Source organism: Streptomyces toyocaensis (assembly GCF_000725125.1).
GTDB lineage: Bacteria > Actinomycetota > Actinomycetes > Streptomycetales > Streptomycetaceae > Streptomyces > Streptomyces toyocaensis.
Window position 1 is genome coordinate 155,699 of the sequence record NZ_JFCB01000006.1, and the last position, 24,711, is coordinate 180,409.

Annotated in this window: 18 protein-coding genes and 4 pseudogenes; 13 read left to right on the plus strand and 9 right to left on the minus strand. The window is 69.7% G+C overall.

Going from position 1 to position 24,711, the window contains the following annotated elements; translation table 11 throughout:
- The first annotated feature begins 362 nt into the window (after positions 1 to 362).
- Together BU52_RS09870 and BU52_RS09875 are read left to right on the plus strand one after the other, a co-directional pair.
- Positions 363 to 1,397, plus strand: coding sequence for a LacI family DNA-binding transcriptional regulator (locus BU52_RS09870; protein WP_037931402.1), 1,035 nt, complete (start codon positions 363 to 365; stop codon positions 1,395 to 1,397).
- A 131-nt stretch (positions 1,398 to 1,528) separates the two neighbouring features.
- A complete protein-coding gene (locus tag BU52_RS09875) occupies positions 1,529 to 2,422 on the plus strand; it encodes a phosphatase PAP2 family protein (RefSeq protein ID WP_037931405.1) in 894 nt (297 codons plus the stop codon).
- A 2-nt stretch (positions 2,423 to 2,424) separates the two neighbouring features.
- Here the strand turns inward: BU52_RS09875 and BU52_RS09880 are convergent, their stop codons facing one another.
- Complete coding sequence (locus tag BU52_RS09880; protein WP_037931408.1) at positions 2,425 to 5,427, minus strand: bifunctional [glutamine synthetase] adenylyltransferase/[glutamine synthetase]-adenylyl-L-tyrosine phosphorylase; 3,003 nt, start codon at positions 5,425 to 5,427, stop codon at positions 2,425 to 2,427.
- Between the two features lie 156 nt (positions 5,428 to 5,583).
- Between BU52_RS09880 and BU52_RS09885 the strand changes: the two genes are divergently transcribed.
- The 4 genes from BU52_RS09885 to BU52_RS33395 all read left to right on the plus strand — a co-directional run bounded on the left by BU52_RS09885 (position 5,584) and on the right by BU52_RS33395 (position 7,833).
- Positions 5,584 to 6,093 (plus strand): pyridoxamine 5'-phosphate oxidase family protein, encoded by a 510-nt coding sequence (locus tag BU52_RS09885; protein WP_037931409.1) that lies wholly within the window; start codon positions 5,584 to 5,586, stop codon positions 6,091 to 6,093.
- Between the two features lie 70 nt (positions 6,094 to 6,163).
- Positions 6,164 to 6,604, plus strand: a complete 441-nt coding sequence (locus BU52_RS09890; RefSeq protein WP_037931412.1) for a VOC family protein — start codon at positions 6,164 to 6,166, stop codon at positions 6,602 to 6,604.
- Between the two features lie 147 nt (positions 6,605 to 6,751).
- A complete protein-coding gene (locus BU52_RS09895; RefSeq protein WP_037931415.1) occupies positions 6,752 to 7,633 on the plus strand; it encodes a helix-turn-helix domain-containing protein in 882 nt (293 codons plus the stop codon).
- Complete coding sequence (locus BU52_RS33395) at positions 7,630 to 7,833, plus strand: DUF397 domain-containing protein (protein WP_078903180.1); 204 nt, start codon at positions 7,630 to 7,632, stop codon at positions 7,831 to 7,833. Before BU52_RS09895 ends, BU52_RS33395 begins: the two co-directional genes overlap by 4 nt.
- A 43-nt stretch (positions 7,834 to 7,876) precedes the next feature.
- Here BU52_RS33395 and BU52_RS09900 read toward each other — a convergent pair whose 3' ends face one another.
- On the minus strand, positions 7,877 to 9,430 hold the full coding sequence (locus BU52_RS09900) for a pectate lyase family protein (RefSeq protein WP_037931419.1): 1,554 nt from the start codon (positions 9,428 to 9,430) through the stop codon (positions 7,877 to 7,879).
- A 305-nt stretch (positions 9,431 to 9,735) separates the two neighbouring features.
- On the opposite strand from BU52_RS09900, the gene BU52_RS09905 reads away from it, so the two are divergent.
- Positions 9,736 to 10,293 (plus strand): DinB family protein, encoded by a 558-nt coding sequence (locus BU52_RS09905; protein ID WP_037931422.1) that lies wholly within the window; start codon positions 9,736 to 9,738, stop codon positions 10,291 to 10,293.
- Positions 10,294 to 10,540: 247 nt separating this feature from the next.
- Entirely contained in the window at positions 10,541 to 11,299 is a 759-nt protein-coding gene (locus BU52_RS09910) for a hypothetical protein (protein ID WP_037931424.1), read from the plus strand.
- Between the two features lie 21 nt (positions 11,300 to 11,320).
- Here the strand turns inward: BU52_RS09910 and BU52_RS37125 are convergent.
- The 3 genes and pseudogenes from BU52_RS37125 to BU52_RS09925 form a co-directional block, all read right to left on the minus strand.
- Positions 11,321 to 11,407 (minus strand): annotated as a pseudogene (locus BU52_RS37125) (glutamine synthetase); the annotation flags it as partial.
- A 409-nt stretch (positions 11,408 to 11,816) separates the two neighbouring features.
- Positions 11,817 to 13,240 (minus strand): annotated as a pseudogene (locus BU52_RS33400) (IS1380 family transposase).
- Between the two features lie 183 nt (positions 13,241 to 13,423).
- A complete protein-coding gene (locus BU52_RS09925) occupies positions 13,424 to 14,065 on the minus strand; it encodes a TMEM175 family protein (protein ID WP_078903181.1) in 642 nt (213 codons plus the stop codon).
- Positions 14,066 to 14,640: 575 nt separating this feature from the next.
- On the opposite strand from BU52_RS09925, the pseudogene BU52_RS09930 reads away from it, so the two are divergent.
- Positions 14,641 to 15,045 (plus strand): annotated as a pseudogene (locus BU52_RS09930) (tyrosine-type recombinase/integrase); the annotation flags it as partial.
- Positions 15,046 to 15,155: 110 nt separating this feature from the next.
- Positions 15,156 to 16,037 (plus strand): hypothetical protein, encoded by an 882-nt coding sequence (locus BU52_RS35235; protein ID WP_157847855.1) that lies wholly within the window; start codon positions 15,156 to 15,158, stop codon positions 16,035 to 16,037.
- 74 nt (positions 16,038 to 16,111) lie between these two features.
- Here the strand turns inward: BU52_RS35235 and BU52_RS09935 are convergent, their stop codons facing one another.
- Both BU52_RS09935 and BU52_RS09940 read right to left on the minus strand, forming a co-directional pair.
- Positions 16,112 to 17,473, minus strand: coding sequence for a glutamine synthetase family protein (locus tag BU52_RS09935; protein WP_037931427.1), 1,362 nt, complete (start codon positions 17,471 to 17,473; stop codon positions 16,112 to 16,114).
- Positions 17,474 to 17,719: 246 nt separating this feature from the next.
- Positions 17,720 to 18,163: an RrF2 family transcriptional regulator gene (locus BU52_RS09940; protein ID WP_037931430.1), complete on the minus strand. Its 444-nt coding sequence runs from the start codon at positions 18,161 to 18,163 to the stop codon at positions 17,720 to 17,722.
- A 194-nt stretch (positions 18,164 to 18,357) separates the two neighbouring features.
- Here BU52_RS09940 and BU52_RS09945 point away from each other — a divergent pair, with 194 nt between their 5' ends.
- The 3 genes from BU52_RS09945 (at position 18,358) to BU52_RS09955 (ending at position 21,502) form a co-directional block, all read left to right on the plus strand.
- On the plus strand, positions 18,358 to 19,023 hold the full coding sequence (locus tag BU52_RS09945; protein WP_037931433.1) for a DUF3105 domain-containing protein: 666 nt from the start codon (positions 18,358 to 18,360) through the stop codon (positions 19,021 to 19,023).
- Complete coding sequence (locus tag BU52_RS09950; RefSeq protein ID WP_037931436.1) at positions 19,020 to 19,643, plus strand: DUF305 domain-containing protein; 624 nt, start codon at positions 19,020 to 19,022, stop codon at positions 19,641 to 19,643. Before BU52_RS09945 ends, BU52_RS09950 begins: the two co-directional genes overlap by 4 nt.
- Positions 19,644 to 19,741: 98 nt before the next feature.
- Positions 19,742 to 21,502: an NAD+ synthase gene (locus tag BU52_RS09955; RefSeq protein WP_037931439.1), complete on the plus strand. Its 1,761-nt coding sequence runs from the start codon at positions 19,742 to 19,744 to the stop codon at positions 21,500 to 21,502.
- Positions 21,503 to 21,621: 119 nt separating this feature from the next.
- On the opposite strand, the gene BU52_RS09960 is transcribed toward BU52_RS09955, so the two are convergent.
- Both BU52_RS09960 and BU52_RS09965 read right to left on the minus strand, forming a co-directional pair.
- The gene (locus BU52_RS09960; RefSeq protein WP_037931441.1) at positions 21,622 to 22,674 is read right to left on the minus strand and encodes an endonuclease/exonuclease/phosphatase family protein; all 1,053 of its coding nucleotides are present in this window, start codon (positions 22,672 to 22,674) and stop codon (positions 21,622 to 21,624) included.
- A 797-nt stretch (positions 22,675 to 23,471) separates the two neighbouring features.
- A pseudogene (locus BU52_RS09965) lies at positions 23,472 to 24,692 on the minus strand (glycoside hydrolase family 64 protein); the annotation flags it as partial.
- Positions 24,693 to 24,711: the final 19 nt, after the last annotated feature.

Consider the following 24,711-nt stretch of genomic DNA (forward strand, 5'->3'; position numbering starts at 1 on the left):
TGACTTGCCGACCGCGCCGTTGCCGCCGCCGGGCGACGTGAACGTAACAGCGATGGAACCGTGGCGAAAGACCTTGCAGAAAAGTTTTGCAAGCGACGTGGAGAGTTATGCGCCCGTGACCTGTTCTCGACCATCACGCGACCTGGATTTCCGCCCGTACGGCAGGGGTTCGGACTGTTGTGCAAGACTCTGCAAGCACTTGCCATCCGTTGCCGCCGGGGGAATCATCCCTTGCGGACCGGACGCCGACCACGACGTGAGGGATCGCGATGACCCAGCAGCCCGCAGCGGGCCGTTCGACGGCGCGCACCAGGCGTCCCATCGGTGTGCACAGGGAGAAGCGGCAGATACAGTCCGGTCCTGTGACCACACGGCTTGCTGACATCGCTGCTCAGGCGGGGGTGAGCGAGGCGACCGTCAGCCGGGTCCTGAACGGGAAGCCGGGCGTCGCCGCCACCACCCGCCAGTCCGTGCTCGCCGCCCTCGACGTACTGGGCTACGAGCGCCCGGTCCGGCTGCGGCAGCGCAGCGCGGGCCTGGTCGGGCTGATCACTCCCGAGCTGGAGAACCCGATCTTCCCCGCGCTGGCGCAGGTGATCGGGCAGGCGCTGACCCGCCAGGGCTACACCCCGGTGCTCGCCACCCAGACCCCGGGCGGTTCGACGGAGGACGAGCTGACGGAGATGCTCGTGGACCGCGGGGTGGCCGGCATCATCTACGTCTCAGGACTGCACGCCGACACCACCGCCGACATGCAGCGCTACGAGCGCCTGCGGGCGCAGGGCGTGCCGTTCGTGCTCGTCGACGGTTTCTCGCCGAAGGTGCAGGCGCCGTTCATCTCGCCCGACGACCGGGCCGCCATGGCGCTCGCGGTCACCCACCTCGCGTCCCTCGGCCACACCCGGATCGGGCTGGCGCTCGGGCCGAAACGATTCGTGCCGGTGCAGCGCAAGATCGAGGGCTTCGTGCGAGCCGTGCAGGAACAGCTGGGGCTGAGCGCCGAGACGGCCGAGACGGAGCTGATCCAGCACTCGCTGTACACCCTGGAGGGCGGGCAGGCCGCCGCCGCCGCGCTGATGGACCGGGGCTGCACGGCGGTGGTGTGCGCGAGCGACATGATGGCGCTGGGCGCGATACGGGCGGCCCGGCAGCGCGGTCTGGACGTGCCGAAGGACATCTCGGTGGTCGGCTTCGACGACTCCCCGCTGATCGCCTTCACCGACCCGCCGCTGACCACCGTCCGCAAGCCGGTGCCGGCGATGGGCCAGGCGGCGGTGCGCACCCTGCTCGAGGAGATCGGCGGAACGCCCGCGCCGCACAGCGAGTTCGTGTTCATGCCGGAACTGGTGGTGCGCGGTTCGACCGCTTCTGCCCCCGGGGACCGGAATCGTCCCTAGGGCGGAGGAAACCGCCTCCGGCGCACTGCCACGGGAGGAGGGCGCCCGCCTTTTCCCGCAGGAGGGGATGCGGGTCAGGCCCGACTGAGGGATGATCCGAGGGGGACGTCTTTTCTGGCAGACTCTTGTCCATGGGTGACCCGACCGTGACCACGCTGGATGGCCGTGCCGAGGCCGCAGCGCAGCCCGTCGCGGACGAGACGACGGGACGGTGGCCCCTGCCCCGTCGCCGCACCCCGCGCCGGCCGCGGTTGTGGTTCGAGATCCTGCTGATCGCGGTGAGCTACTGGACGTACTCCCTGATCCGCAACGCCGTCCCCGAGCAGCGGTCCGAGGCCCTGCGCAACGCCGACTGGATCTGGCAGCTCGAGCAGCAACTCGGTCTGGCGTTCGAGGAGTCCGTCAACCACGCCGTGAACTCGGTGACCTGGCTCGTCGTCGGCATGAACTACTACTACGCCACCCTGCACTTCGTGGTGACGCTGGGTGTCCTGGTGTGGCTCTACCGTAGTCATCCCGGCCGGTACGCGGCGACCAGACTGGTGCTGTTCACCACCACCGGCATCGCCCTGGTCGGCTACTACCTGTACCCGCTCGCCCCGCCCCGGCTGATGAACGGCCAGGACTTCGTCGACACCGTGATGGTGCACCAGACCTGGGGCTCCATGGCCTCCGGCGACCTGAAGAACATGTCCAACCAGTACGCCGCGATGCCCTCGATGCACATCGGCTGGTCGGTGTGGTGCGGTCTGACGATCTTCGCGCTGGCCACCGTCCCGTGGGTGCGGGTGCTCGGCCTGGTCTACCCGGCGGCCACACTGGTGGTCATCGTCGCCACCGCCAACCACTTCTGGCTGGACGCGGTGGGCGGCGTCATCTGCCTGGCCGTCGGCTACGGCATCGCACTGGCCTGGTACGGCCGGCAGCCCTACGCCCTGCCGAGGCGGGTGCCGGAGCCGGAGGAGCGGGCCCGGGAAGCGGAGGAGAGAGCCCCGGAGCCCATCGTGCTGCCCAAGCAGGGGTAGCCTTACAGCCCCCCGTAGAACAGCTCCTCCACCACGCCCCGCGCCCGTCGTGCCGTGCGCCGGTACGCGTCGAGCATGTCGCCCGCGTGGCCGGGGCCGTAGCCCAGGTAACGGCCGACGGCGGCCAGCTCGCGGGGCACCGTGGGGAAGGTGTCCCCCGCGCGGCCGCGGACCAGCATCACCGCGTTGCGCACACGGGTGGCCAGCACCCAGGCCTCGTCGAGGATGCCGGCGTCCTCCTCGGAGATCAGCCCGGCCGCGCGGGCGGCGGCCAGCGCCTCCCGTGTGCGGGTCGTGCGCAGGCCCGGCTCCCCGGCACCGTGCCGCAGCTGGAGCAGCTGCACGGTCCACTCCACGTCCGACAGCCCGCCCGGGCCGAGTTTGGCGTGCAGCTTGGGGTCGGCGCCGCGCGGCAGCCGTTCGGACTCCATGCGGGCCTTCAGCCGGCGGATCTCCCGTACGGCCTCCTCGCCGAGCCCGTCGGCCGGGTAGCGCAGCGGGTCGATCAGCTCGGTGAAGCGGCGCCCGAGGTCCTCGTCCCCGGCGACGTGCTCGGCGCGCAGCAGCGCGTGCCGCTCCCACACCAGCGACCAGCGGCGGTAGTACGCCTCGTACGACGTGAGGGTGCGCACCAGCGGGCCCGACTTGCCCTCGGGGCGCAGGTCGGCGTCGATGAGCAGCGGCGGGTCGGCGCTGGGGATCTGGAGCAGCCTGCGCATCTCCGAGACGACCTTGTTCGCCGCCTGCGACGCCTCCCGTTCGTCCACGCCCTCGCGCGGCTCGTGCACGAACAAGACGTCCGCGTCGGAGCCGTAACCCAGCTCGTGCCCGCCGAAGCGGCCCATGCCGATGATCGCGAAGCGGGTGGGGAGCGTGTCCCCCCAGCCCTCCCGGACCACCGCGCGGAGCGTGCCGGCGAGGGTGGCGGCGGTCAGGTCGGACACCGCGCCGCCCACCAGGTCCACGAGGGCCCCCTGGTCGGCCTCGGCGGGCTGGGACTCGGTGCCGTAGGAGCCGACGATGTCGGCGGCACAGGTGCGGAACAGCTCGCGGCGGCGCACGCCGCGGGCGGCCGTGACGCCCTGGACGGCGTTGTCGGCGCGGCGGACGGCGGCGAGGACCTCCTGCTCCAGGGAGGAGCGGGAACGGGGGGTGAGTCCCCCGCCGTCGCCGTCGCCGAGCAGCGCCACCGCCTCGGGGGCGCGCATCAGCAGGTCGGGGGCGAGCCGGCCGGCGGACAGCACCCGGGCCAGGTTCTCGGCGGCGGCGCCCTCGTCGCGCAGCAGCCGCAGGTACCAGGGGGTCTTGCCGAGCGCGTCGGAGACCTTGCGGAAGTTGAGCAGGCCGGCGTCCGGGTCGGCGGAGTCCGCGAACCAGCCGAGCAGCACGGGCAGCAGTGTGCGCTGGATGGCGGCCTTCCGGGTGACGCCGGAGGCCAGCGCCTCCAGGTGGCGCAGCGCGGCGGCCGGGTCGGCGTAGCCGAGGGCCACCATGCGCTCCCGCGCCGCCTCGGCGCTGAGCCGGGCCTCGCCGGGGGCGAGCGCGGCGACGGCGTCGAGCAGCGGCCGGTAGAACAGCTTCTCGTGCAGCCGCCGTACGACGGAGGCGTGCCGCTTCCACTCGCGGGTCAGGGTGGTGACCGGTTCGGTGCGCAGGCCGAGGGAACGGCCCAGGCGGCGCAGGTCGTTCTCGTCCTCGGGGACGAGGTGGGTGCGGCGCAGCCGGTAGAGCTGGATGCGGTGCTCCAGCGAGCGCAGGAAGCGGTAGGCGTCGTCGAGCTGGGCGGCGTCCGCGCGGCCGACGTAGCCGCCGGCGGCGAGGGCCTTCAGCGCGTCGAGGGTGGTGCCGCTGCGCAGGGAGGCGTCGGAGCGGCCGTGCACGAGCTGAAGGAGCTGCACGGCGAACTCCACGTCCCGCAGTCCGCCGGGGCCGAGCTTGAGCTGGCGGTCGATCTCGGCGGCGGGGATGTTCTCCACCACCCGGCGGCGCATCTTCTGCACGTCGGCGACGAAGTTCTCCCGCTCGGCGGCCTGCCACACCAGCGGCTGGAGCGCGGCGACGTACTCCTCGCCGAGCGCCGGGTCACCGGCGACCGGGCGGGCCTTGAGCAGCGCCTGGAACTCCCAGGTCTTGGCCCAGCGCTGGTAGTAGGCGAGGTGGGAGGCGAGGGTGCGCACCAGCGGCCCGTTGCGCCCCTCCGGGCGCAGATTGGCGTCGACGGGCCAGATGGAGCCCTCGACGGTGGTCTCGGAGCAGATCCGCATCATGTGCGAGGCGAGCCGGGTCGCGGCGCGCAGTGCCTTGTCCTCGTCGGCCCCGCCGGCCGCCTCGCCGACGAAGATGACGTCGACGTCGGAGACGTAGTTCAGCTCGTGTCCCCCGCACTTGCCCATCGCGATCACCGCGAGCCGGCACAGCGCGGCGTCCTCGGGCGCGGCGGCCTGGGCGAGGGCGAGGGCGGCGCGCAGGGTGGCGGTGGCGAGGTCGGCGAGCTCGGCGGCGGTCTCGGCGACCTCGATGGTGCCGCAGACGTCACGGGCGGCGATGGACAGCAGACAGCGCCGGTAGGCGACGCGGAGCGAGACCGGGTCGTCGGCGCCCGCGAGGCCGCGCTCGAACTCCTCGACGCCACGGTGCAGGTCGCGCGGCTCGTACGTGACGAGGGCCTGCCAGTCCTTCGGGTGGCGGGCGAGGTGTTCGGCGAGCGCGGCGGACGCGCCGAGCACCCCGAGAAGCCGGTCCCGCAGCGGCTTGGCCGCTATCAGGGTGTCCAGCAGCTCCTGGCGGGCGGTGGCACCGTCCTGCGCCTCCAGCAGCCGGACGAGTCCGAGCAGCGCGAGGTCGGGGTCGGCGGCCTGGCCGAGGGCGTCGAGCAGGACGGGATCGTTGCGCACGGGCGCCAGCCCTGCGCTGTCCAGCAGCCGCTCGGCGGCGGACGGATCGGTGAAGCCGTGCCGCAGCAGCCGCGTGAAGATACTGCTCCTGCGCCCCGGCGCCGACGTCATCCCCGGCCTCCCTCGTGCCTCGGATACGGGTCGTTCGGCCCTGAGCCTATTCGCAGCGGGCGCGGACGGCCCCGGGGAGCGGTCCGCGATGAGTTCCGGCGCCGGACGGGGTCTGATGGAGGAGCGCACACCCGGCCCGTCCGCGAGGGAGATCTCATGACCGACACCCCACAGACCCGTCTCGACCCCCGCTACAGCGACCCGGAGGCCGGCTCGCCGCCCTGGCCCGAGGTGCGGCGGCTGATCAACGAGGCGGAACTGTTCTGGATCTCCACGGTCCGCCCCGACGGCCGCCCCCACGTCACCCCGCTCCCGGCCGTGTGGTCGGCGGACGCGCTGCACTTCTGCACCGGGCCGGACGAGCGCAAGGCCCGCAACCTGGCCGAGAACCCGCACGTCGTGCTGACCACCGGCACCAACACCTGGAACAAGGGCTACGACGTGGTGGTCGAGGGCGAGGCGGTACGGGTCGCCGACGACGCGCGGCTGCGTGAGCTGGCAGCGGCGTGGGAGGAGAAGTACGGCAGTTTCTGGCACTTCGAGGTCGGCGACGGGCACTTCCACCACGGTCCGGGACGGGCCGTGGTGTTCTCGGTGGCGCCGCGCACCGTCTTCGGCTTCGGTAAGGGAGAGCCGTTCAGCCAGACGAGGTGGCGGTTCGCCTGACGCCGGGCCGGCACGTGTACGAAGGAACACGCAGGAACCCGCAACCCCTGAGCCAAGGAGCCCCCATCTCATGTTCATGACCCTCGAAGTGATCCCGCTGCCGGTGAGCGACATCGACCGGGCGAGGGACTTCTACCGGGACAAGGTCGGCTTCCACGTCGACATCGACGAGGAGGTGATGCCGGGCATGCGCCTGGTCCAGCTCACCCCGCCGGGTTCCGGCTGCTCGATCGCGCTCGGCGACACCTTCTGGGAGGCGACCCCGGGACCCACCCCGTCCCCCGGCTCCTACCAGGGGCTCCAGCTCGTCGTCGCCGACATCAAGGAGGCCCACGCTGACCTGGTCGCGCGGGGCCTAGACGTCTCCGAGCCGGTCCAGTACTCGGAGGCCGACGGCGCCACCTTCATGTACTTCACGGACCCGGACGGCAACGGCTGGGCGGTACAGGAGTACCGGAAGCGCGCGACGGAACCGCTGCACCGGCTGCTGACGGAGCAGGCGGGGGGCTGAGAGGCGGCACGGCAGGGGTACCGCACCGAGGCAGCGGATCGGCGTCACTCGTTGGCGTGCAGCGAGGGTCGTTCTCGTCGCTCGGCCTCGCCGGTCCACCTACCGTCGGGCACGTCGCGATACGACGCGTGCGGTGGAGGGGTGCGGATGTCGGTGGACGGTGAGGCGGTGCGCCTCGCGGACGAGGCTCAGGCGGACGAACCGGGGTGGGAGGTCGACCCGGACGACGAGTGGGGGGTGGCCGTGGTCACCACGGTGGGGCGGCAGTTGAAGCTGCGCCGGGAGGCCGCGGGGATGCGCGCCTCCGACTTCGCGGCGGCGGTGAAGTACGGGGAGGACCTCGTCTACAAGGTCGAGGGCGGGAAGCGGATTCCCCGGCCCGAGTACCTGGAGAAGGCGGACGAGGTCCTGGGGGCGGGCGGGCTGATCGCCGCGATGAAGGAGGACGTGGCCAAGGTCCGGTATCCGAAGAGGGTCCGGGAACTCGCCAAGCTGGAGTCCCAGGCCGTGGAGATCGGCCTGTACAGCAACCACAACGTCCACGGACTGTTGCAGACCGAGGACCACATGCGTGCGCTGTTCGACGTCTGGCTCCCCGCCCATACGGAGGAGGAGACGGAACGCATGGTGGCCGCCCGGCTGGCCCGGCGGTCGGTCTTCGAGAGGTCACCGGCGCCGATGCTGAGCTTCGTCCAGGAGGAAGTGACGCTCCGGCGTCCGGTCGGGAGCACAATGGTGTGGCGTCGGCAGCTCGAACGCCTGCTGGAACTGGGGAAGTTGCGGCATGTGTCGATTCAGGTGATGCCGACCGAGGTCGAGGACCACTTCGGGACGGGCGGGCTGATCGAGGTGCTGAAGTTCGCGGACGGCACCGCAGTGGGGCGCTCCGACGGGGCCTTCGCCGGTCGGCCGGTGACCGATCCGAGGCAGTTGAGAATCCTCGAACTGCGTTATGGCATGATCCGCGCCCAGGCCCTCACGCCCCGGGAATCGCGGGCCTTCATCGAGCAGATGCTTGGAGAGTCATGACCCACACTTCTGACCGGGACGCCCCGACGCTGCCGTGGTTCCGGAGCAGTTACAGCAGCAGCGGGGACGGAAACGACTGCGTGGAGGTCGCGATAGCCCCCGGTTCCGTCCACGTCCGTGATTCCAAGGCGCCCGACGGCCCCCGGCTCACCGTCACGTCCGCCGCATGGAGCCGCTTCGTGTCGCACAGCGCCCGCTGAGGCCGGGGGCCGGGGGCCGCCGCGAGGACGGCCCCCGGGTGTGTCAGCTCGCGTATGTCTCGAACTCGGCGACCTTCGGGGTGCCGGACGTGCCGGTGATCTCGAAGGTGATCTTCTTCAGGGATGTCGGGGCGAAGCTGATGACGCCCGCACCGCTGCCGGAGGCGAGGACCGCGCCGGTGTCGTGGTTGATGACGCGGTAGGAGCGGATCGCGCCCGTGGCGCCCGACGCCTCGCGGATGTTGATCTTGGACACCGTGGTGGCCGTGCCCCACTTGACCGATACGGAGCCCGTCGCGCCGGACGGCGACCAGTACGTGCTCATGTCGCCGTCACGGACGTTCCCGTAGCTCGTGCCGTCGGCCTTGGAGGAACCGTCGGCGCCCGCGCCGAGGCTGAGGTTGGTGCCGGTGGGCGGGTCGGTCGGGTCCGGGTCGGTGGGGTCGGGGTCCGGGTCCGTCGGGCCGGGGTCGGTCGGGTCCGGGTTCTGCGGGGTGCAGCTGCCGTCGGAGACCTTCAGCCCCTTGTTGGCGCCGGCCGTCTGACTCACCACGCCCGGCACGCAGGTGGCCGCGTCGAGGGTGTACGCGTACGGGATGCTCACCGACGTGTTCGACGTCGGGTTCGGGCCTGCCGGGTTGTTGTCGCCGCTGCGCGAGGACCAGGTCACGTTGTCGAAGACGTTGCCGCTGACCTGCCAGTAGCCGGCCGCGTCGGTGTAGAAGGTGCCGAGGACGTCCTTCGAGTCCTCGAAGTAGTTGTTGTCCACCTTCGCGCGGGCGCCGGCGCGGGAGTTGATGCCGGACTCGTTCAGGCTCCTGTAGTGGTTGTTGTAGATGTGCGCGATGCCGCCGCGCAGGAGGGGCGCGCGGGAGTCGATGTTCTCGTACAGGTTGTGGTGGAAGGTGACGTAGCCGTTCGAGGTGTCGCTCTCGCTGGAGCCGATCAGGCCCCCGCGGCCCGAGTTGCGCAGGGTGCTGTAGGACAGGGTCACGTACTGGGTGTTGTCCTTCATGTCGAAGAGGCCGTCGAAGCCCTCCGACTCCCCGCCGGACGCCTCCAGGGTGACGTGGTCGACCCAGACGTTGCGGACACCGCTCTCCATGCCGATGGCGTCTCCGCCGTTCGACGTGGGCGAGCCGGACTTCTTGACGTTCCGGACGGTCACGTTCTGGATGATGATGTTCCTGGACTCCCGGATGTGGATGCCCAGTTGGTCGAAGACGGCGCCGCTGCCGACGCCGACGATCGTGACGTTGCTGATCTGCTTCAGCTCGATCACGCCGGCCGCGGTGTTGCAGCTGCCGCCGGACACCTTGGCGGTGTTGCCGTGGTTGATGGTGCCCTCGACCTGGATGGTGATCGGGGTGGAGCTGCTGGCGCGGCTGCACAGGGCCTGGTGGATCGCGGTGCCGGTGGTGGCGCGGACCGTCTGGCCGCCCGCACCGCCGGTGGTCCCGCCGTTCTGGGTCGCGTAGCCGGTGACGCCGCCGGTGGCCGCGGACGCGGTGGAGGTGGACAGGGCCACGCCGGTCGCGGCCGCGAGGGCGCCCGTGGCCAGTAAAGCGGAGAGTCGCACGGCGACTGATCGTCTCATTGTCGTCTCGCCTTTCGTGCTCCGAGTTACGCCGGATGGGTGTAGTCATGGGCATGACAGTAAGACCGATGGGAGAGGGCGGAGTGGGCCGGGCCCGTCGGCGAGAAAGCGCTTTCTTTTGGTCTGCCGTCGACACTAGGGGCACGCCTGAGCGACTGGCAAGGTTCCGTGCAGTTACGGAACGAAGCCCTCCGCTTCAGCGCGGCACCCGCTCACTGCCTCCGGGACGTTCTAGGACAGGATCTGACCTCGTTGCCTCCTAGCGTGGTCCTCGACCGACGGAAGAACCCCGAAAGGCGGAGACCATGACTGTCGACGAGCAGGCAACCCAGGCACCGACCGGGACCCCGGCCCCCACCGGCGAGCGCGCCGACCTGCTGGACGTGCTGGCCAAGCACCGTCACTTCCTGCGCTTCACCACCCGCGACCTCACGGACGAGCAGGCCGGCCTGCGGACCACCGCCAGCGAGCTCTGCCTGGGCGGACTGATCAAGCACGTCACCTCGGTCGAGCGGAACTGGGTCGACTTCATCCTGAACGGCCCCTCCGCGATGGGGGACTTCACCGCCATGACCGAGGCGGACTGGGCGCGCCGGGCCGACGAGTTCCGGATGCTGCCCGGTGACACGCTGGCCGGCGTACTGGCCGAGTACGACGAGGTGGCCCGCCGCACCAACGACCTGGTCGCCACCCTGCCCGACCTGGGCGCCGCGTGGCCGCTGCCGAAGGCCCCGTGGTTCGAGGCCGAGACGCAGTGGTCGGCCCGCAGGGTGTTGATGCACATCGCCGCCGAGACCGCCCAGCACGCCGGTCACGCCGACATCATCCGTGAGTCGCTGGACGGCGCGAAGAGCATGGGCTGACCTGAGGACACCCGCTGACGGAGCCGAGGTCCACGACCACCGGTCCCGTCAGCGGTACGCGGGCCGCCCTCCCACGCCCGGGGCGGGCAAGGCGCGGAGTTCCAAGTCCTGCGAGATGCAGTACAACCACTCACAGGCCTCATTGATCAAACAACTGGATCCAAGGGCACATCGCGCCCCCACACGCGTAGGCCTCCCGCGTTCGTCCGTCCTGCCGCCACACGGCACCAGACTTTCTGAGGTCTCATTGAAGCTCCGCCGCGCTTTCCTCACAGCCGCTGTCATCGCGCCGCTCGCCCTGCTGTCGACCCCGGCAGCATCCGCGCCCCAGGAGGAGACGCCGACCACGTCGACGAGCGGTCCGGAAGGCGCCTCGGCCGGGACCGGCTCCGAGCCCTGCGTCGACAAGAAGGGCAGAGGCACGGCCTTGCTCAACGACGATCTGCGGAGCGAAACATCGGACCTTCGCTTCAGCGTGGTCGCCGGCGGAGGCTGGGAGACGTTCACGTTCAACGTACGGAACCGCAGCGACCACGAGATCACCGACATCAAGCCGCTGATCGGCGCCGGCATCATGGGCAAGGACCACAAGGACTACTCCCGCCACATCACCGTGCAGGTGCTCGACAAGGCCACCGGAACGTGGACCACGCTCACTCACCCCACGGGCAAGGCCAGCACCCTCACCGCATTCTCACTGGGTCCCGGCCAGTCGTTCTCTCACCAGCTGCGGCTCCGCGTCAGCAGCGAAGTGCCGCAAGCGGTCGGCCACGTCACGGGTGAGGCCGAGTACGCGGACAACCACGGCTGCTGGCAGGCCGATGACCCCTCCGAATCGATCACCTTCTTCGAGATCTCCCCCGCCGGCGCCGCCTCCGACAGCCTCGCCGACACCGGATCCAGCCCCGCGTTGTCGGTGGTCGGCCTCGTCGGCGGTACCGCCGCCGTGGCCGGCGCCGGCGCGGTGTTCGCCGTACGCCGACGCAAGACCACGACGGAGGCGTGACACCGCCACACCGACCTGCCGCTACAGCACCGGCAGGTTCTTCCGCAGCTCGAAGGCCGTGACCTCGGAGCGGTACTCCTCCCACTCCTGCTTCTTGTTGCGCAGGAAGTGGTGAAGCGCGGAGGTGACCTCAGGTGAGCCACGTTGCTGCAGCGCTGGCTCTCTGCCGAGGGGCCGTTGGTGGTCGTCGTTGGTCGCCCTGGGCCGCCATTCGACGGCCCACAGACGGCCCGAGCTCTGGAGCACGGCCGTCTCACAACAAGCCCAGGAGCGCCTGCTGTCGGGGGACACCCGAGGCAAAGCAGCGTCAGCGCACGGCTGACACATTCCATGCTGGGGCGGCGAGATGTCAGTGGTCGCCACTAGCCTCGCCGTTTCGGTTGGGATGAGGCGGCGTCGACGATCAGCAGCTCTGGGGTGGTCGACGCGATTTCGGTGCTTGGGCAGGGCTGAGTCCCGGCGCGGTGGTCGGGTTCTCCAAGGTCTATCGGGTCGTGGGCGGACGAGGGGCTGCCGGTCAGCCGCCAGGTCGGGGCAGTGCGGCAAGGCGGTGGAAAGCCGTGGCCAGTTCGTTCCTCCAGGGCCAGGTCACCGATATCCGCAAGCGTAGGCGTCGACCGCCGCGAGTGAGGCGGGCGGCGACGTGCAGCAGCCGGTAGCGGAGCTTCTTCGGCTCGACAGTGGCGAGTTCGCCGTCCAGCAGCAGGACACGGGTCCAGGCCAGCAGATCGATTGCCGCGAGGCTGAGTTCGAGCCAGACAGTGTTGATGTCGAAGTCGCGGGAGGGGAAGCGGCCGAAGCCGGTGCTCTTGCCGCACCGGATGTGGTCCTCGACGGTGGCATGCCCGCGGTGGCGGACCTCCAGGAACTGGGCGGAACCACCACCGCAGGATGGGGTGTCGGTGAGGAACACCTGATGCCGCAGGCCCTCGTCCTGGTCGAACAGGGACAGCTGGGCACCGGGGTGCGGCCGCTCTCGGCGCACGATGACGCGGGTGCCGGCCGGGTAGCCGGTCAGGTCGACCATGCCGGTCAGCTCGGTGACCTCGGCGCCACCACGCAGAGTCCCGTCCTGGTCCAGAGCGGGATGCCATGGACGGTCGGGTATGGCCCGGACAGCGTGGCGGACCGGCTCGGTGACCGCGTATCCGACCGAGAAGAAGGTACGGATTCCTCGTTTCCCACGTCGCGGACGTGGGCACGGAAGGCTTTCGCGGATCCGGCGCTGTCGGTGCGGATCAGGATGTCGGTGCCGTGCCGGTGGGCGTCGGGGATCTGCGCGAGTGCCTGGTCGAGCACCGTGATGTGGTCGGCGGCGGTGTTGGCGCCGGCGTTCCCGGGCCGCAGCCGGCCGGACAGCGCCTCGCCCGTGTTGGCCAGGAATCACAGCAGCGGGTGAAAGCCGAAGCCGCCCTTATAGGTGGGTGCGGCCTGCTCTTTCTCGGAGTGGCAGGTGACCAGCGTGGCGTCGAGGTCCAGGACCAGCCCGGGCAGAATGCGTCCCGCGGCCCGGACTGTGGGAATGCCCTCGCCTTGCTCGGCGGCTTGCAGCCAGGCCACTTCCCGGGCCTGGGCACGGGCCGAGCGCAGAGAAGACAGTGTCCTCCCATCGATGTCGGCGAGCAGTCGCCAGGCCGTCGGTGTCGAGGCGACGGGGCCGAACACCTCTGCTTGGTCGCGCAGTACTGCCAGATCCGCAGTGGCCTCGCCGCCGTCGGCGAGCATCACCGCCAGATCGGTGGCGATCCGGCCCGGATCATGCCCGGTCCCGCGCGGCCGGAGCGGCCTGAGCGCGGTGGAGTACGCGGCGGTGAGCCCGGTGGCATCAGCGAGATCAGCCAGCAACCGTGACCCGGCATGACCGACTACCCCCGAACCATCGGCACTGACCTGGACCCTGGGACGCAACCCGATAGCCTGCACGTAGAAAGTGCCCTCCACCTGAACCGACAGAACCCCTGAGCAAGGTTCATCGTTCCAGGTAACGCAGATCAGGCCCTGTTGCTATTTCAGTTCGTTCCCCAGAAATTCCCCACTAATCAAACGGTAGTGCCCTCGCCGAGTGTGTCCCTACTGACGCCCTCCGCGCGGGCAGACACGATTTACCGACCACGAGGAGTCTGATCAGGCCTCGCTTGGCCGATGGCGGATGGCGCTGAAGGGGATGAGGATGAACAGGGCGAGCGCGAGGTAGCCGACAACGGCGGCAAGGGGTAGGAACAGGCCCAAGAGGATCATCACGACGTACAGGCCAAGAGTCGGTGTCAGCCGCTTGGTGAGCGTCTTCACGTCCTCGTCGGCCATGTCGGGCTTCACCAGGTGTCCGCGGACCGCGTAGCGCCACGTGACCGAGACCATCAGGATTGCCAGCAACAGGTTGATCCCGTACACGGTGGCGGCGACGCGCTCCGCATCCGCCTCGTGGATGTACTCCGCTAGCAGTTTGGTGGGGAAGGGCAGGAACGACACCACCAGCAGCAGCAGCAGGTTCAGCCGGATCAGCACCGAGTCCGCATGATCGAGGTACTCGGTGATCACGGTGTGGGCGAACCAGACTGCTCCAATGGTTGCGAAACTCACGAAGTAGGCCAGGTAGGAAGGCCATTGGTCGCCCAGCGCGCTGAGTAGATCGTCCCCGGATCCAGCGGGGACGGCGATCTCGAGGATGAGCAGGGTGATCGCGATAGCGAACACCCCGTCGCTGAAGGCATTCATCCGCCCGGTCCGGTATCCGGGAGCGCGGTTAGTGTCCTTGGGCTCAGTCATGTGGGGACATTACCGCTGGTGAGGGGGCCGCCTCTGGCGGGAACCCTCTCTCCTCAGGATGTCGTCCGCCAAAGCACTCACATGCCTCTGTCAGTACGGCATCGCGTGACCGCTCTTGCCGCAACAGGGACACGCCCAGTCAGACGGCGCGCAGCCGTGCTGTCCCGACAGGTGGGGCCATCACGTCGGCCGCTCTCGTGGGCTGAGTCTTTCGGCCGAGATAACCGGCCGTGACATTGGTGTCGGCGTGACCCAACTCGTTGGCAATCTCGGTAAGGGGACAGTCAGCCTCATCCATCATGACGCCACGGTGCGCCGGAAGGAGTACGCGGCGGTGAGCCCGGTGGCATCAGCGAGATCAGCCAGCAACCGTGCCCCGGCATGACCGACTACCCCCGAACCATCGGCACTGACCTGGACCCTGGGACGCAACCCGATAGCCTGCACGTAGAAAGTGCCCTCCACCTGGACCGACAGAACCCCTCAGCAAGGTTCATCGTTCCAGGTCAGGAAGGCACTTTCGCGTTTCCGCCCCACAGCCAGCCGTCCCCAAGTGAAACGGCGAGGTTAAGCAGCACATGAAGGCGTTTCCCCCGGTGGAAATGACCTTGCCGTGGCTCCGGGCGGATGGTCCGCCCGTCACGAAACGGCTGCTGTTCACGCGCCTCGACGGCGCGGGTGCCGTTCGGCGTACCGACTTCAACGACCGCGCGTGGAAGCCTGCTCTCGTGGCCGCAGGGGTCATTCCAGCGCCGAAGCCGGGAGAGCGTCATCAGGCTGCCCGCGAACACGGCATGCACGCCCTTAGGCACTTCTACGCCTCGGTCCTCCTGGACGCCGGCAAGAACGTCAAGGCGCTGAGCAACTACCTCGGACACAGCGATCCGGGGTTCACGCTCCGGGTCTACACGCACCTCATGCCGAGCAGTGACGCACGGGCCCGTAACGCGATAGACAGTCTCTATCAGACAGTCACATGACGCCACAAAAATACACAAACGGAATAATTGAGTATTTCGGGATAACTGAACCATGATGCAGTTATCCCGAATGCTCACCGACACGGGCGAATTGTCACTATCATGCCCGCATGAGCAGCCGCCCTTTCCCCTCGCCGACGAGCGAAGACATCATCAGCTCCCTCGAACGCACTGGCTACCTTCTGGAACAGCGCGTGGCCAGAAAGGTAAGGTCCGCCGGTTTTACGGCAACCACCGGGAAGGCTTTCAAGGATCCAGAGGAGGGAAAATCACGTGAAGTCGACGTGTTCGCCGTCAAAAAAGTGTGGGACGCACCTTCTGGCAACGTACTGGTTTCAATTCAACTAGTGATTGAGTGTAAGCGCTCCGATGGTCCGTACGTCGCCCTTGGAATGAATCCCAACGTTCTGGATACTCACCGCCAGCCACACTCACATACGCTTCCAATTGATCAGGTTCGATGGCTGGAGTACGTAGGCGAGCGAACCGCTCGTCAACACGGGATGCAGACGTGGAAGTGGCTGGGCCTTCACGAGCTTCCGGGTAGCCCAAATCGTGACACCCGCAAAGGGGTCCAATTGGTTCGAATGAACCCAAAGAATAATGCGTGGACCGCAGAAAATTCTTCCGTCTTTGAATTGACCATCCCTCTAATGAAGGCAGTGGAAGCCTTCCGCCCTCTGCGGGACAAGAATCCTGAGCCGAGGCACGCCCATTTGTGTCTCTGCTTTCCAATCATCGTTACAAGCGGCGAACTCTTCTACGTGAATGGAGAATCCGAGACGCCAGCCGCAGAACGAGTCGACTGGGTTCCCCTCGAACGAGATATCGACATGAACTCGATGACTGGATTGTTCAACCAGGCAGCAAGCGACTCACCCCAGGTGCCTGCGCGGCATCATCCCGCCTCGCCATTCCCGGTTACGTGCCGGGCGTCAAGTTCCCTTCGCTTCAGTCTGTCTGACGGCCCAGAGACGGCCCAGGGGTGGTGAGAGACGTGGGGCCGACGGTCCGTGGCCGTCGGCCCCAAGGGTTCGTCTCGGCGGGAAATCGCCCTGACCTGCCCTTACAGCACCGGCAGGTTCTTGCGGAGCTCGAAGGCCGTGACCTCGGAGCGGTACTCCTCCCACTCCTGCTTCTTGTTGCGCAGGAAGAAGTCGAAGACGTGCTCGCCGAGGGTCTCGGCGGCCAGGTCGCTGCGCTGCATCAGGGCCAGGGCCTCGCCCAGGTTCTGCGGCAGGGGCTCGATGCCGAGCGCGCGGCGCTCCGCGTCGGAGAGGGCCCAGACGTCGTCCTCGGCGCCCGGCGGGAGCTCGTAGCCCTCCTCGATGCCCTTCAGACCGGCGGCCAGGAGCAGGGCGTAGGCGAGGTAGGGGTTGGCGCCGGAGTCGAGGGAGCGGACCTCCACGCGGGCGGAGCCGGTCTTGCCGGGCTTGTACATCGGCACCCGGACCAGGGCCGAGCGGTTGTTGTGGCCCCAGCAGATGTACGACGGGGCCTCGCCGCCGGCGCCGGCCGGGCGCTCCGTGCCGCCCCAGATGCGCTTGTAGGAGTTGACCCACTGGTTGGTGACCGCGGAGATCTCCGCCGCGTGCCGCAGCAGGCCCGCGATGAAGGAGCGGCCCACCTTGGAGAGCTGGTACTCGGCGCCGGACTCGTAGAAGGCGTTGCGGTCGCCCTCGAAGAGGGAGAGGTGGGTGTGCATGCCGGAGCCCGGATACTCCGAGAAGGGCTTGGGCATGAAGGTCGCCTGAACGCCCTGCTCCAGCGCCACCTGCTTCATGACCAGGCGGAACGTCATGATGTTGTCCGCCGTGGAGAGCGCGTCCGCGTACCGGAGGTCGATCTCCTGCTGGCCCGGGGCGCCCTCGTGGTGGGAGAACTCCACCGAGATGCCCATCGACTCCAGCATGGTGATCGCCTGGCGGCGGAAGTCCATCCCGACGTTCTGCGGGGTGTGGTCGAAGTAGCCGGAGTTGTCCGCCGGGGTCGGGCGGCTGCCGTCGAGCGGCTTGTCCTTCAGCAGGAAGAACTCGATTTCCGGGTGGGTGTAGAAGGTGAAGCCCAGGTCGGAGGTGCGGGCCAGGGCGCGCTTGAGGACGTAGCGCGGGTCCGCGAAGGACGGGGAGCCGTCCGGCATGAGGATGTCGCAGAACATGCGGGCCGTGCCGGGGGCCTCGGCGCGCCAGGGGAGGATCTGGAACGTCGACGGGTCGGGCTTGGCGATCATGTCGGACTCGTGCACCCGGGCGAAGCCCTCGATGGCCGAGCCGTCGAAGCCGATCCCCTCGTCGAACGCCTGCTCCAGTTCGGCGGGGGCGACGGCCACGGACTTGAGGAAGCCCAGCACGTCGGTGAACCACAGGCGCACGAACCGGATGTCGCGCTCCTCCAACGTCCGGAGCACGAACTCCTGCTGCTTGTCCATCTTCCGCTTCCCCATCCTTGCCGGTCAGGCCGCCTGTCCGCGCCCGCGCCCCGGAAGGCGGGCGGGCTACCGAGCGGGCACACGGGCATCCCACCACACCAGCGTTTCATACGCGTTGCCGGCCTCGACCGGCCGACTGGCCGTGGCGTGAACGTCCCGCTCAGGACAGGTGTACCGCTCTGGCGCCCATCTTGCCTGTTCGGACCCGCCTCCGTAACGGGTGGCCCCGCGTCCGCCGCGGCCGGCTCACGGCCGCGGGGAGATGCCCAGCAGGAGGGGGCCCGTGGGGTCGACGACGATGTCCGCCACCGTGATCGGGTCCAGCGTGGCGTAGAAGGCCTCCTGGGCCCGGCGCAGGGCGCCGCGCAGCCGGCAGGCGGAGCTCAGCGGGCAGGGGGCCGAGGTGGCCGTGCCCTCGCAGTCGACGACGTCCCCCTCGCCCTCGAAGGCCCGGACCAGGGCGCCCACCGAGGCGGTACGGCCCGCCTCCGTGAGCGCCAGGCCGCCGCCCCTGCCGCGCCGGGTGGTGACCATGCCCATGTGCTGGAGCTCGGCGACGACCTTCGCGGCGTGGGTGTACGGCACGTCCATGGCCGTCGAGACGTCCCGCGTCGTCGGGTTGGAGCCGTCGGCCACGGCGAGGCGCATGAGGACCCGGAGAGCCAGGTCGGTGGAGCGCAGGAGCCGCATACCAGGCAGCGTAGGTAATCGGCATTGCGGGTTCAAATTATCCGGGGTGGAGAAGGTGGGTGGGGGTGATGTGTGCGGCGGCCCTGCGGGCCGGTTCGCATCCGGTCGGATGTCCGCGCCCCCTACGGCCGGGCGCGCCTTCGCCCTTACGATCAGCTCACCCGATCGTCCCACTCCCCCCGAAGGACACTCCCATGGGCTCCGCCAAGAAGAGCAGCGCGGCACGCACGGCACGCATAGAGGAGATGCGGCGCGCCGAGCAGGCCCGCGAGCGCCGCACACGGATCCTCACGATCGCCGCGAGCGTGGTCGTCGTCGCCGGACTCGTCGTCGGCGGTGTGGTGCTCGTCCGGTCGCAGTCGGACGACGAGGGCGCCGGCGCGGCCGGTGACGCGAAGAACGCGGGCTCGTTCGTCACCGGCAAGGACGGCGTGCGGACGTGGAAGGGCACGCTGGGGCGCAACCACGTGACCAAGGCGGTGGACTACCCCGTCACGCCCCCCGTGGGCGGTGACCACAACCCCGCGTGGATGAACTGCAACGGGGACGTCTACACCGACGAGATCAACAACACCAACGCCGTGCACTCGCTGGAGCACGGAGCCGTATGGGTGACGTACAACGCCTCCGCCGACAAGGCCGACGTCGACGCGCTCGCCGCGAAGGTGAAGAAGACGCCGTACACGCTGATGAGCCCGGTCGACGGGCAGAAGGAGCCGATCCTGCTGAGCGCCTGGGGGCACCAGCGGACGGTGACCGGTGCGGAGGACCCGGACGTGGACGCGTTCTTCGAGAAGTTCGTCCAGGGACAGCAGACGCCCGAGCCGGGGGCCGCCTGCACCAACGGGCTGTCCAGGTGAGGCAGCTCGGGCTGATCGCGGGAGCCGCGGCGGCCGTCCTCGTGGGGGCCGGGGCGATCACGTACGCGACGGCCGGGGACGCGGGGACGCCGGACGCCGTGCCGTCCGCGGACTCCGCGGACGCCGGGTTCGCCCGGGACATGGCCGTGCATCATCAGCAGGCCGTCGAGATGTCGTACATCGTGCGGGACCGGACGGACGACGAGGCGGTCCGGCGGCTCGCCTACGACATCGCCCAGACGCAGGCCAACCAGCGGGGCATGCTGCTGGGCTGGCTCGACCTGTGGGAGCTGCCCAAGGTGTCCGCGGATCCGCCCATGACCTGGATGGGGATGGGCGACACGGCCTCGGGCAAGGACGGGGCGCTGATGCCGGGGATGGCGACGAACGCCGAGATGAAGCGGCTGGGGTCGCTGGACGGGAAGCGGGCCGAGGTCTTCTACCTGCAGCTCATGACCGACCACCACAGGGGCGGGGTGCACATGGCGCAGGGGTGTGTGCGCGCGTGCGAGGTGGGCGTCGAGAAGCGGCTCGCGCGGGGGATGGTGGAGGCGCAGGAGTCGGAGATCGCGCTGATGGCGGGGATGCTGAAGGAGCGGGGGGCGGCGGAGCGGGAGTAGGGGCGGGCGGGGCCGTGGCCGGTCCGCCGTCGTCCCGTCGTCCGGTCGTGGACCAGGGCTCCGGGACATCGTGTCGGTTTGACGATTACACTGGCCGCGTGCCTCAACTACGTCTCGCCCTGAACCAGATCGACTCGCGCGTCGGTGACCTCGCCGGGAACGCCGAAACGATCGTCCGCCGGACCCGGCACTCCGCCGAACGGGGAGCGCACCTCGTCGCGTTCCCCGAGATGGTGCTGACCGGGTATCCCGTCGAGGACCTCGCCCTGCGGTCGTCCTTCGTGGAGGCGTCGCGGGCCGCGCTGCGCTCGCTGGCCGCGCGGCTCTCCGAGGAGGGGTTCGGGGACCTTCCGGTGGTCGTCGGGTACCTCGACCGCAGCGCCGCCGCCCAGCCGAAGTACGGGCAGCCGGCCGGTGCGCCGCAGAACGCGGGCGCCGTGCTGTACGGGGGTGAGGTGGTGCTGACCTTCGCCAAGCACCACCTGCCGAACTACGGCGTCTTCGACGAGTTCCGGTACTTCGTGCCCGGTGACACCATGCCGGTGGTGCGCGTGCGGGGTGTGGATGTCGCCCTCGCCATCTGCGAGGACCTGTGGCAGGACGGGGGGCGGGTGCCGGCTGCGCGGTCGGCGCGGGCCGGGCTGCTGCTGTCGATCAACGCCTCGCCCTACGAGCGGGACAAGGACGACACCCGGCTGGAGCTCGTGCGCAAGCGGGCGCAGGAGGCCGGGTGCACGACCGCGTACCTCGCGACGACGGGCGGGCAGGACGAGCTGGTCTTCGACGGGGACTCGATCGTCGTGGACCGTGACGGTGCGGTGGTGGCGCGGGCGCCCCAGTTCGCCGAGACGTGTGTGGTGGTCGATCTCGAGCTGCCTGCCGCGGTGGCCGACGCGCCCACGGGGGTGGTGGACGACGGGCTGCGGATCGAGCGGGTGGTGCTGTCGGAGGAGCCGGTGCCCGCGTACGACGCCGGCCCGGCCGGGGCGTACGCCGAGCGGCTCGACGACGACGAGGAGGTGTACTCCGCGCTGGTGACCGGGCTGCGGGCGTACGTCGAGAAGAACGGGTTCCGGTCCGTGCTGATCGGGCTGTCCGGGGGGATCGACTCGGCGCTGGTCGCGGCGATCGCCTGTGACGCGGTGGGCGCGGAGAACGTGTACGGCGTCTCCATGCCGTCGAAGTACTCGTCCGAGCACTCGAAGGACGACGCGGCGGAGCTGGCGCGGCGGACCGGGCTGAACTACCGGACCGTGGCGATCGAGCCGATGTTCGACGCGTACATGGGGGCGCTGGGGCTGACGGGGCTGGCGGAGGAGAACCTGCAGTCGCGGCTGCGGGGGACGCTGCTGATGGCGATCTCCAACCAGGAGGGGCACATCGTGCTGGCGCCGGGGAACAAGTCGGAGCTGGCGGTGGGGTACTCGACGCTGTACGGGGACTCGGTCGGGGCGTACGGGCCGATCAAGGACGTGTACAAGACCGTGGTGTTCCGGCTGGCTCAGTGGCGCAACCGGGCCGCGGTGGAGCGGGGGCAGACGCCGCCGATTCCGGAGAACTCGATCTCGAAACCGCCGAGTGCGGAGCTGCGGCCGGGGCAGGTGGACACGGACTCGCTGCCGGACTATCCGGTGCTGGACGCGATCCTGGAGCTGTACGTGGACCGGGACCGGGGGGCGGACGAGATCGTCGCGGCCGGGTTCGACGCGGAGCTGGTGGCGAAGACGCTGCGGATGGTGGACCGGGCGGAGTACAAGCGGCGGCAGTACCCGCCGGGGACGAAGATCTCGCCGAAGGGCTTCGGCAAGGACCGGCGGCTGCCGATCACCAACGGCTGGCGCGAGGGGGCACACGGCTGACGCCCGCGGCGCAGCGGGCGGTGCGGTGGGGGTACGCGGAGCGCCTGTGGTCGCTGGGTGGGCCGGGGTCGGCTGTCCCACGCCCACCGCACGCCGCGCGCGGCTGTGCCACGCCCCACCTAGCCGGCCGGTGGGGTGACCTTCACCCGGGCTGCGATGGGGAGGTGGTCGCTGGCTGTGGGCGGGAGGGTCCAGGAGGCTTCCGGTTCGGCGCCCCTGACCAGGATCTGGTCGATCCGTGCCATCGGGAACGACGCCGGCCAGCTGAAGCCGAACCCGCTGCCCACGGCGCCCTGGGTGGAGCGCATCTGTGAGGAGACCGCGTTCAGGGCGCGGTCGTTCATCGTGCCGTTCAGGTCGCCGAGCAGGACGACGTTCGGCAGGGGCTCGCCGGCGATGGCCTCGCCCAGGGCGTCGGCGCTCTTGTCGCGCTGACGGGCCGTGAAGCCGGCCTCCAGTTTCACGCGGACGGAGGGCAGGTGGGCGACGTAGACCGCGACCCGGCCGGCGGGCGCGGTCACCGTGGCGCGCATCGCGCGCTTCCAGCCGAGGCGGATGTCCACCGCCTTCACGTCGCTCAGCGGGTACTTGCTCCACAGGCCCACGGTTCCCACCACGGAGTGGTACCTGTACGTCGGGGCCAGCGCCGACTCGTAGACCGGGACCTGTGACGCCTTCAGTTCCTCCAGGGCCAGGACGTCCGCACCCGAGGCGGCCACGTCGCGGGCCGTGCGGGAGGGGTCCGGGTTGTCGGCGTTGACGTTGTGGGTGGCCACCGTCAGATCGCCGCCGGTGGCGTTCTTGTCGGTGAGCAGGCCGCCGAAGAGGTTCAGCCAGACGGCCGCGGGCAGGACCGTCGCGATCAGGGCCGTAGCCGACTTGCGGACCAGGGCGAGGACGAGCAGCACCGGGATGAACAGGCCCAGCCAGGGCAGGAACGTCTCGACCAGGCTGCCCAGGTTGCCGATCGCGTTCGGGATCTGCGCGTGGGCCAGCATGACCAGGGCCAGCAGGACCGCGCACGTCGCGAGGAACAGTCCCCGGCGCCAGATGCGGCGGTCGCCGCGCCAGCCTCTGCTCACGCGGTGCCACAGGCGCCGAAGCCGGGAAGCCGGCTGCTCGGGCCCCGAGCTTCCGTTGTCCGTCTCCGTCATGTACGCCTGCTGCGCCATACCGTCGCCTCACAACCTGCCGTGCACACCGTCTCCCCCGTAAGACCCTAGGGGATGATCGGTTCTCTTCCTGCCGCCCCTCGGCGGCCGTACGGGGGCGATGACGCGCCGCGGTGCCCGGGGGGTTCCGGGTGGGGAGGGTGAAAGCGCCGTCTGTGACGAAACGCGCACAGCGGGGCTCGGCGGCCTCCCCACCGCACCGCCTAGAACGGGGTCGTGAGGACGGAACCCGAGCCGACCCCGAGGGAGGCCGTGCCGTCGCCGATGGCGTTCCACACCTCGACCCGGATCGTTCCCCCGGACATGTCGCCGAGGGTCCCGGTGGCGGAGTGCAGTCCGGCGCGTGAGCCCAGGTACTCCTCGTACCCCGGAACCGGGTCGGTGGCGAAGTAGCGGAAGGTCTCCACCCGTTCGAACGTGCCGTCGCCGGTCAGGTCGTACGACACCCTGACCTGCTGGCCGAGTCCGACGTGCGTCCCGGCGTCCGTGCGGAAGGTGAAGTCCGTCGCGCGGGTGGGGTCGTGATCGCCGACCACGTCGTGCGCCTCGTAGACGAGCGGCTCGTACGGCTGTCCGTCGTGGGTGGTCCCGTCGGCGGAGGGGATGGTGTCGGCGCTCGCTTCGGCCGCCGCCCGGGTGCTCAACTGTCCACCGGAGTGGAGGAAGAAGGTGTCGCCGGTGGGCGGGAGCGTCGGTGTCACGGTCGGGGTGGGGCTCGGGGCCGGGTCCCCGGGCCCGGGATCGCCCGGGGACGGCGACGCCCCGCCGGTGGGTGTCGGGGCCGGGCCGGAGTCGCCCGACAGCGGGTCGAGGGTCACGTAGGCGTGCCGCGGGTCGCCGTCGTGGACCAGCGACTCGTGGGCGCCGACGTCGTCGAAGGCGAAGGCGTACGCCTTGCCGTCGGCCATGCGCTCGTGGACCTCGCGCGCGTAGTGGTTGGTGACCGCGTCCCGGTAGAAGTCGGCGGACGAGGAGTCGGGCTGCTGGGAGTTGGACAGCAGGGTCGAACGGTTCAGAGCCGCGCACAGCGTGCGGGAGAGCGGGCCGCGCACCATGTCGTTGGGCGCGTCGAGGAGTTTGTAGCAGCCGTAGACGCTGTCGGAGTCCGGCTTGGCGAAGGACGTGGCGAGCGCACCGGACCCGTCGGTGAAGTTCATCCTGTCCCCCGAGACCCGGCCGTAGTACTTGATGTCGGGACGGTGGGAGAACGGTGTCACCGTCAGTGTCTCGGTGCTGTACTTCTGCCAGACACGGTCGATGTAGTCCTTCAGTGAGTCCTGCAGCGGGGCGCCCGCCTCGATGCCGTGGCTGGGGGCGAGGGCGCGCAGGACGGTGCCGTCGGCCCGCCGGTGGATCAACTTCTCCCAGCCGCCGCCGCGTTCCTCCAGCGCGTCGAAGAAGCCCTGGTAACCGCCCGGCTTCAGGTGGCCGGTGGTGGAGACCGATCCGTCGGGGCGCTCCACGCCCACGGCGTAAGGGGCGGAGAACATGTCGACCTGTGTGCTGTTCAGCCACAGCCCCGAGTCGTTCAGCGTGTACTCGGACCAGTTGAAGAGGATGTCACGGTTGGGGTCGGTCGGGTTCTGCACGGCGGGCTGCACCAGGCCGCCGGTGGCCAGCCTGAAGTCCAGCTTCTCACCGTAGGAGAAGTAGAGCCGGCCGGAGAACTTGGGCAGCCGGATCGTCATGGACTCGCCGTCGGCGGGGCCGGCGAAGGACGCGTCCGGCGCCGGGACGGGCGGGACGGTGCCGCCCGGCCAGGGGTGGAAGGTGCCGTCCGCGTCGGCCCAGCCCTGGCGCCCCGTGGACAGTTCGGTGCCGAGGTTGTACAGGTGGATCTGCTCGCCGGTGCCGGAGTTGTTGGTCAGGGTCAGCGGAATGGTGTCCGGCACCGCCGCCTCGGCACGGGACGCCGCGCCGGTGCCGACGACACCGGCGGTCGCCAGTACCGCTGCGGCGGCCACCAGGGCGAGGACCCGGGGGCCGGGACGGAACCGGCCCGATCTTGTCCTGGACATGCGCGTCCTCCTGAGAGAC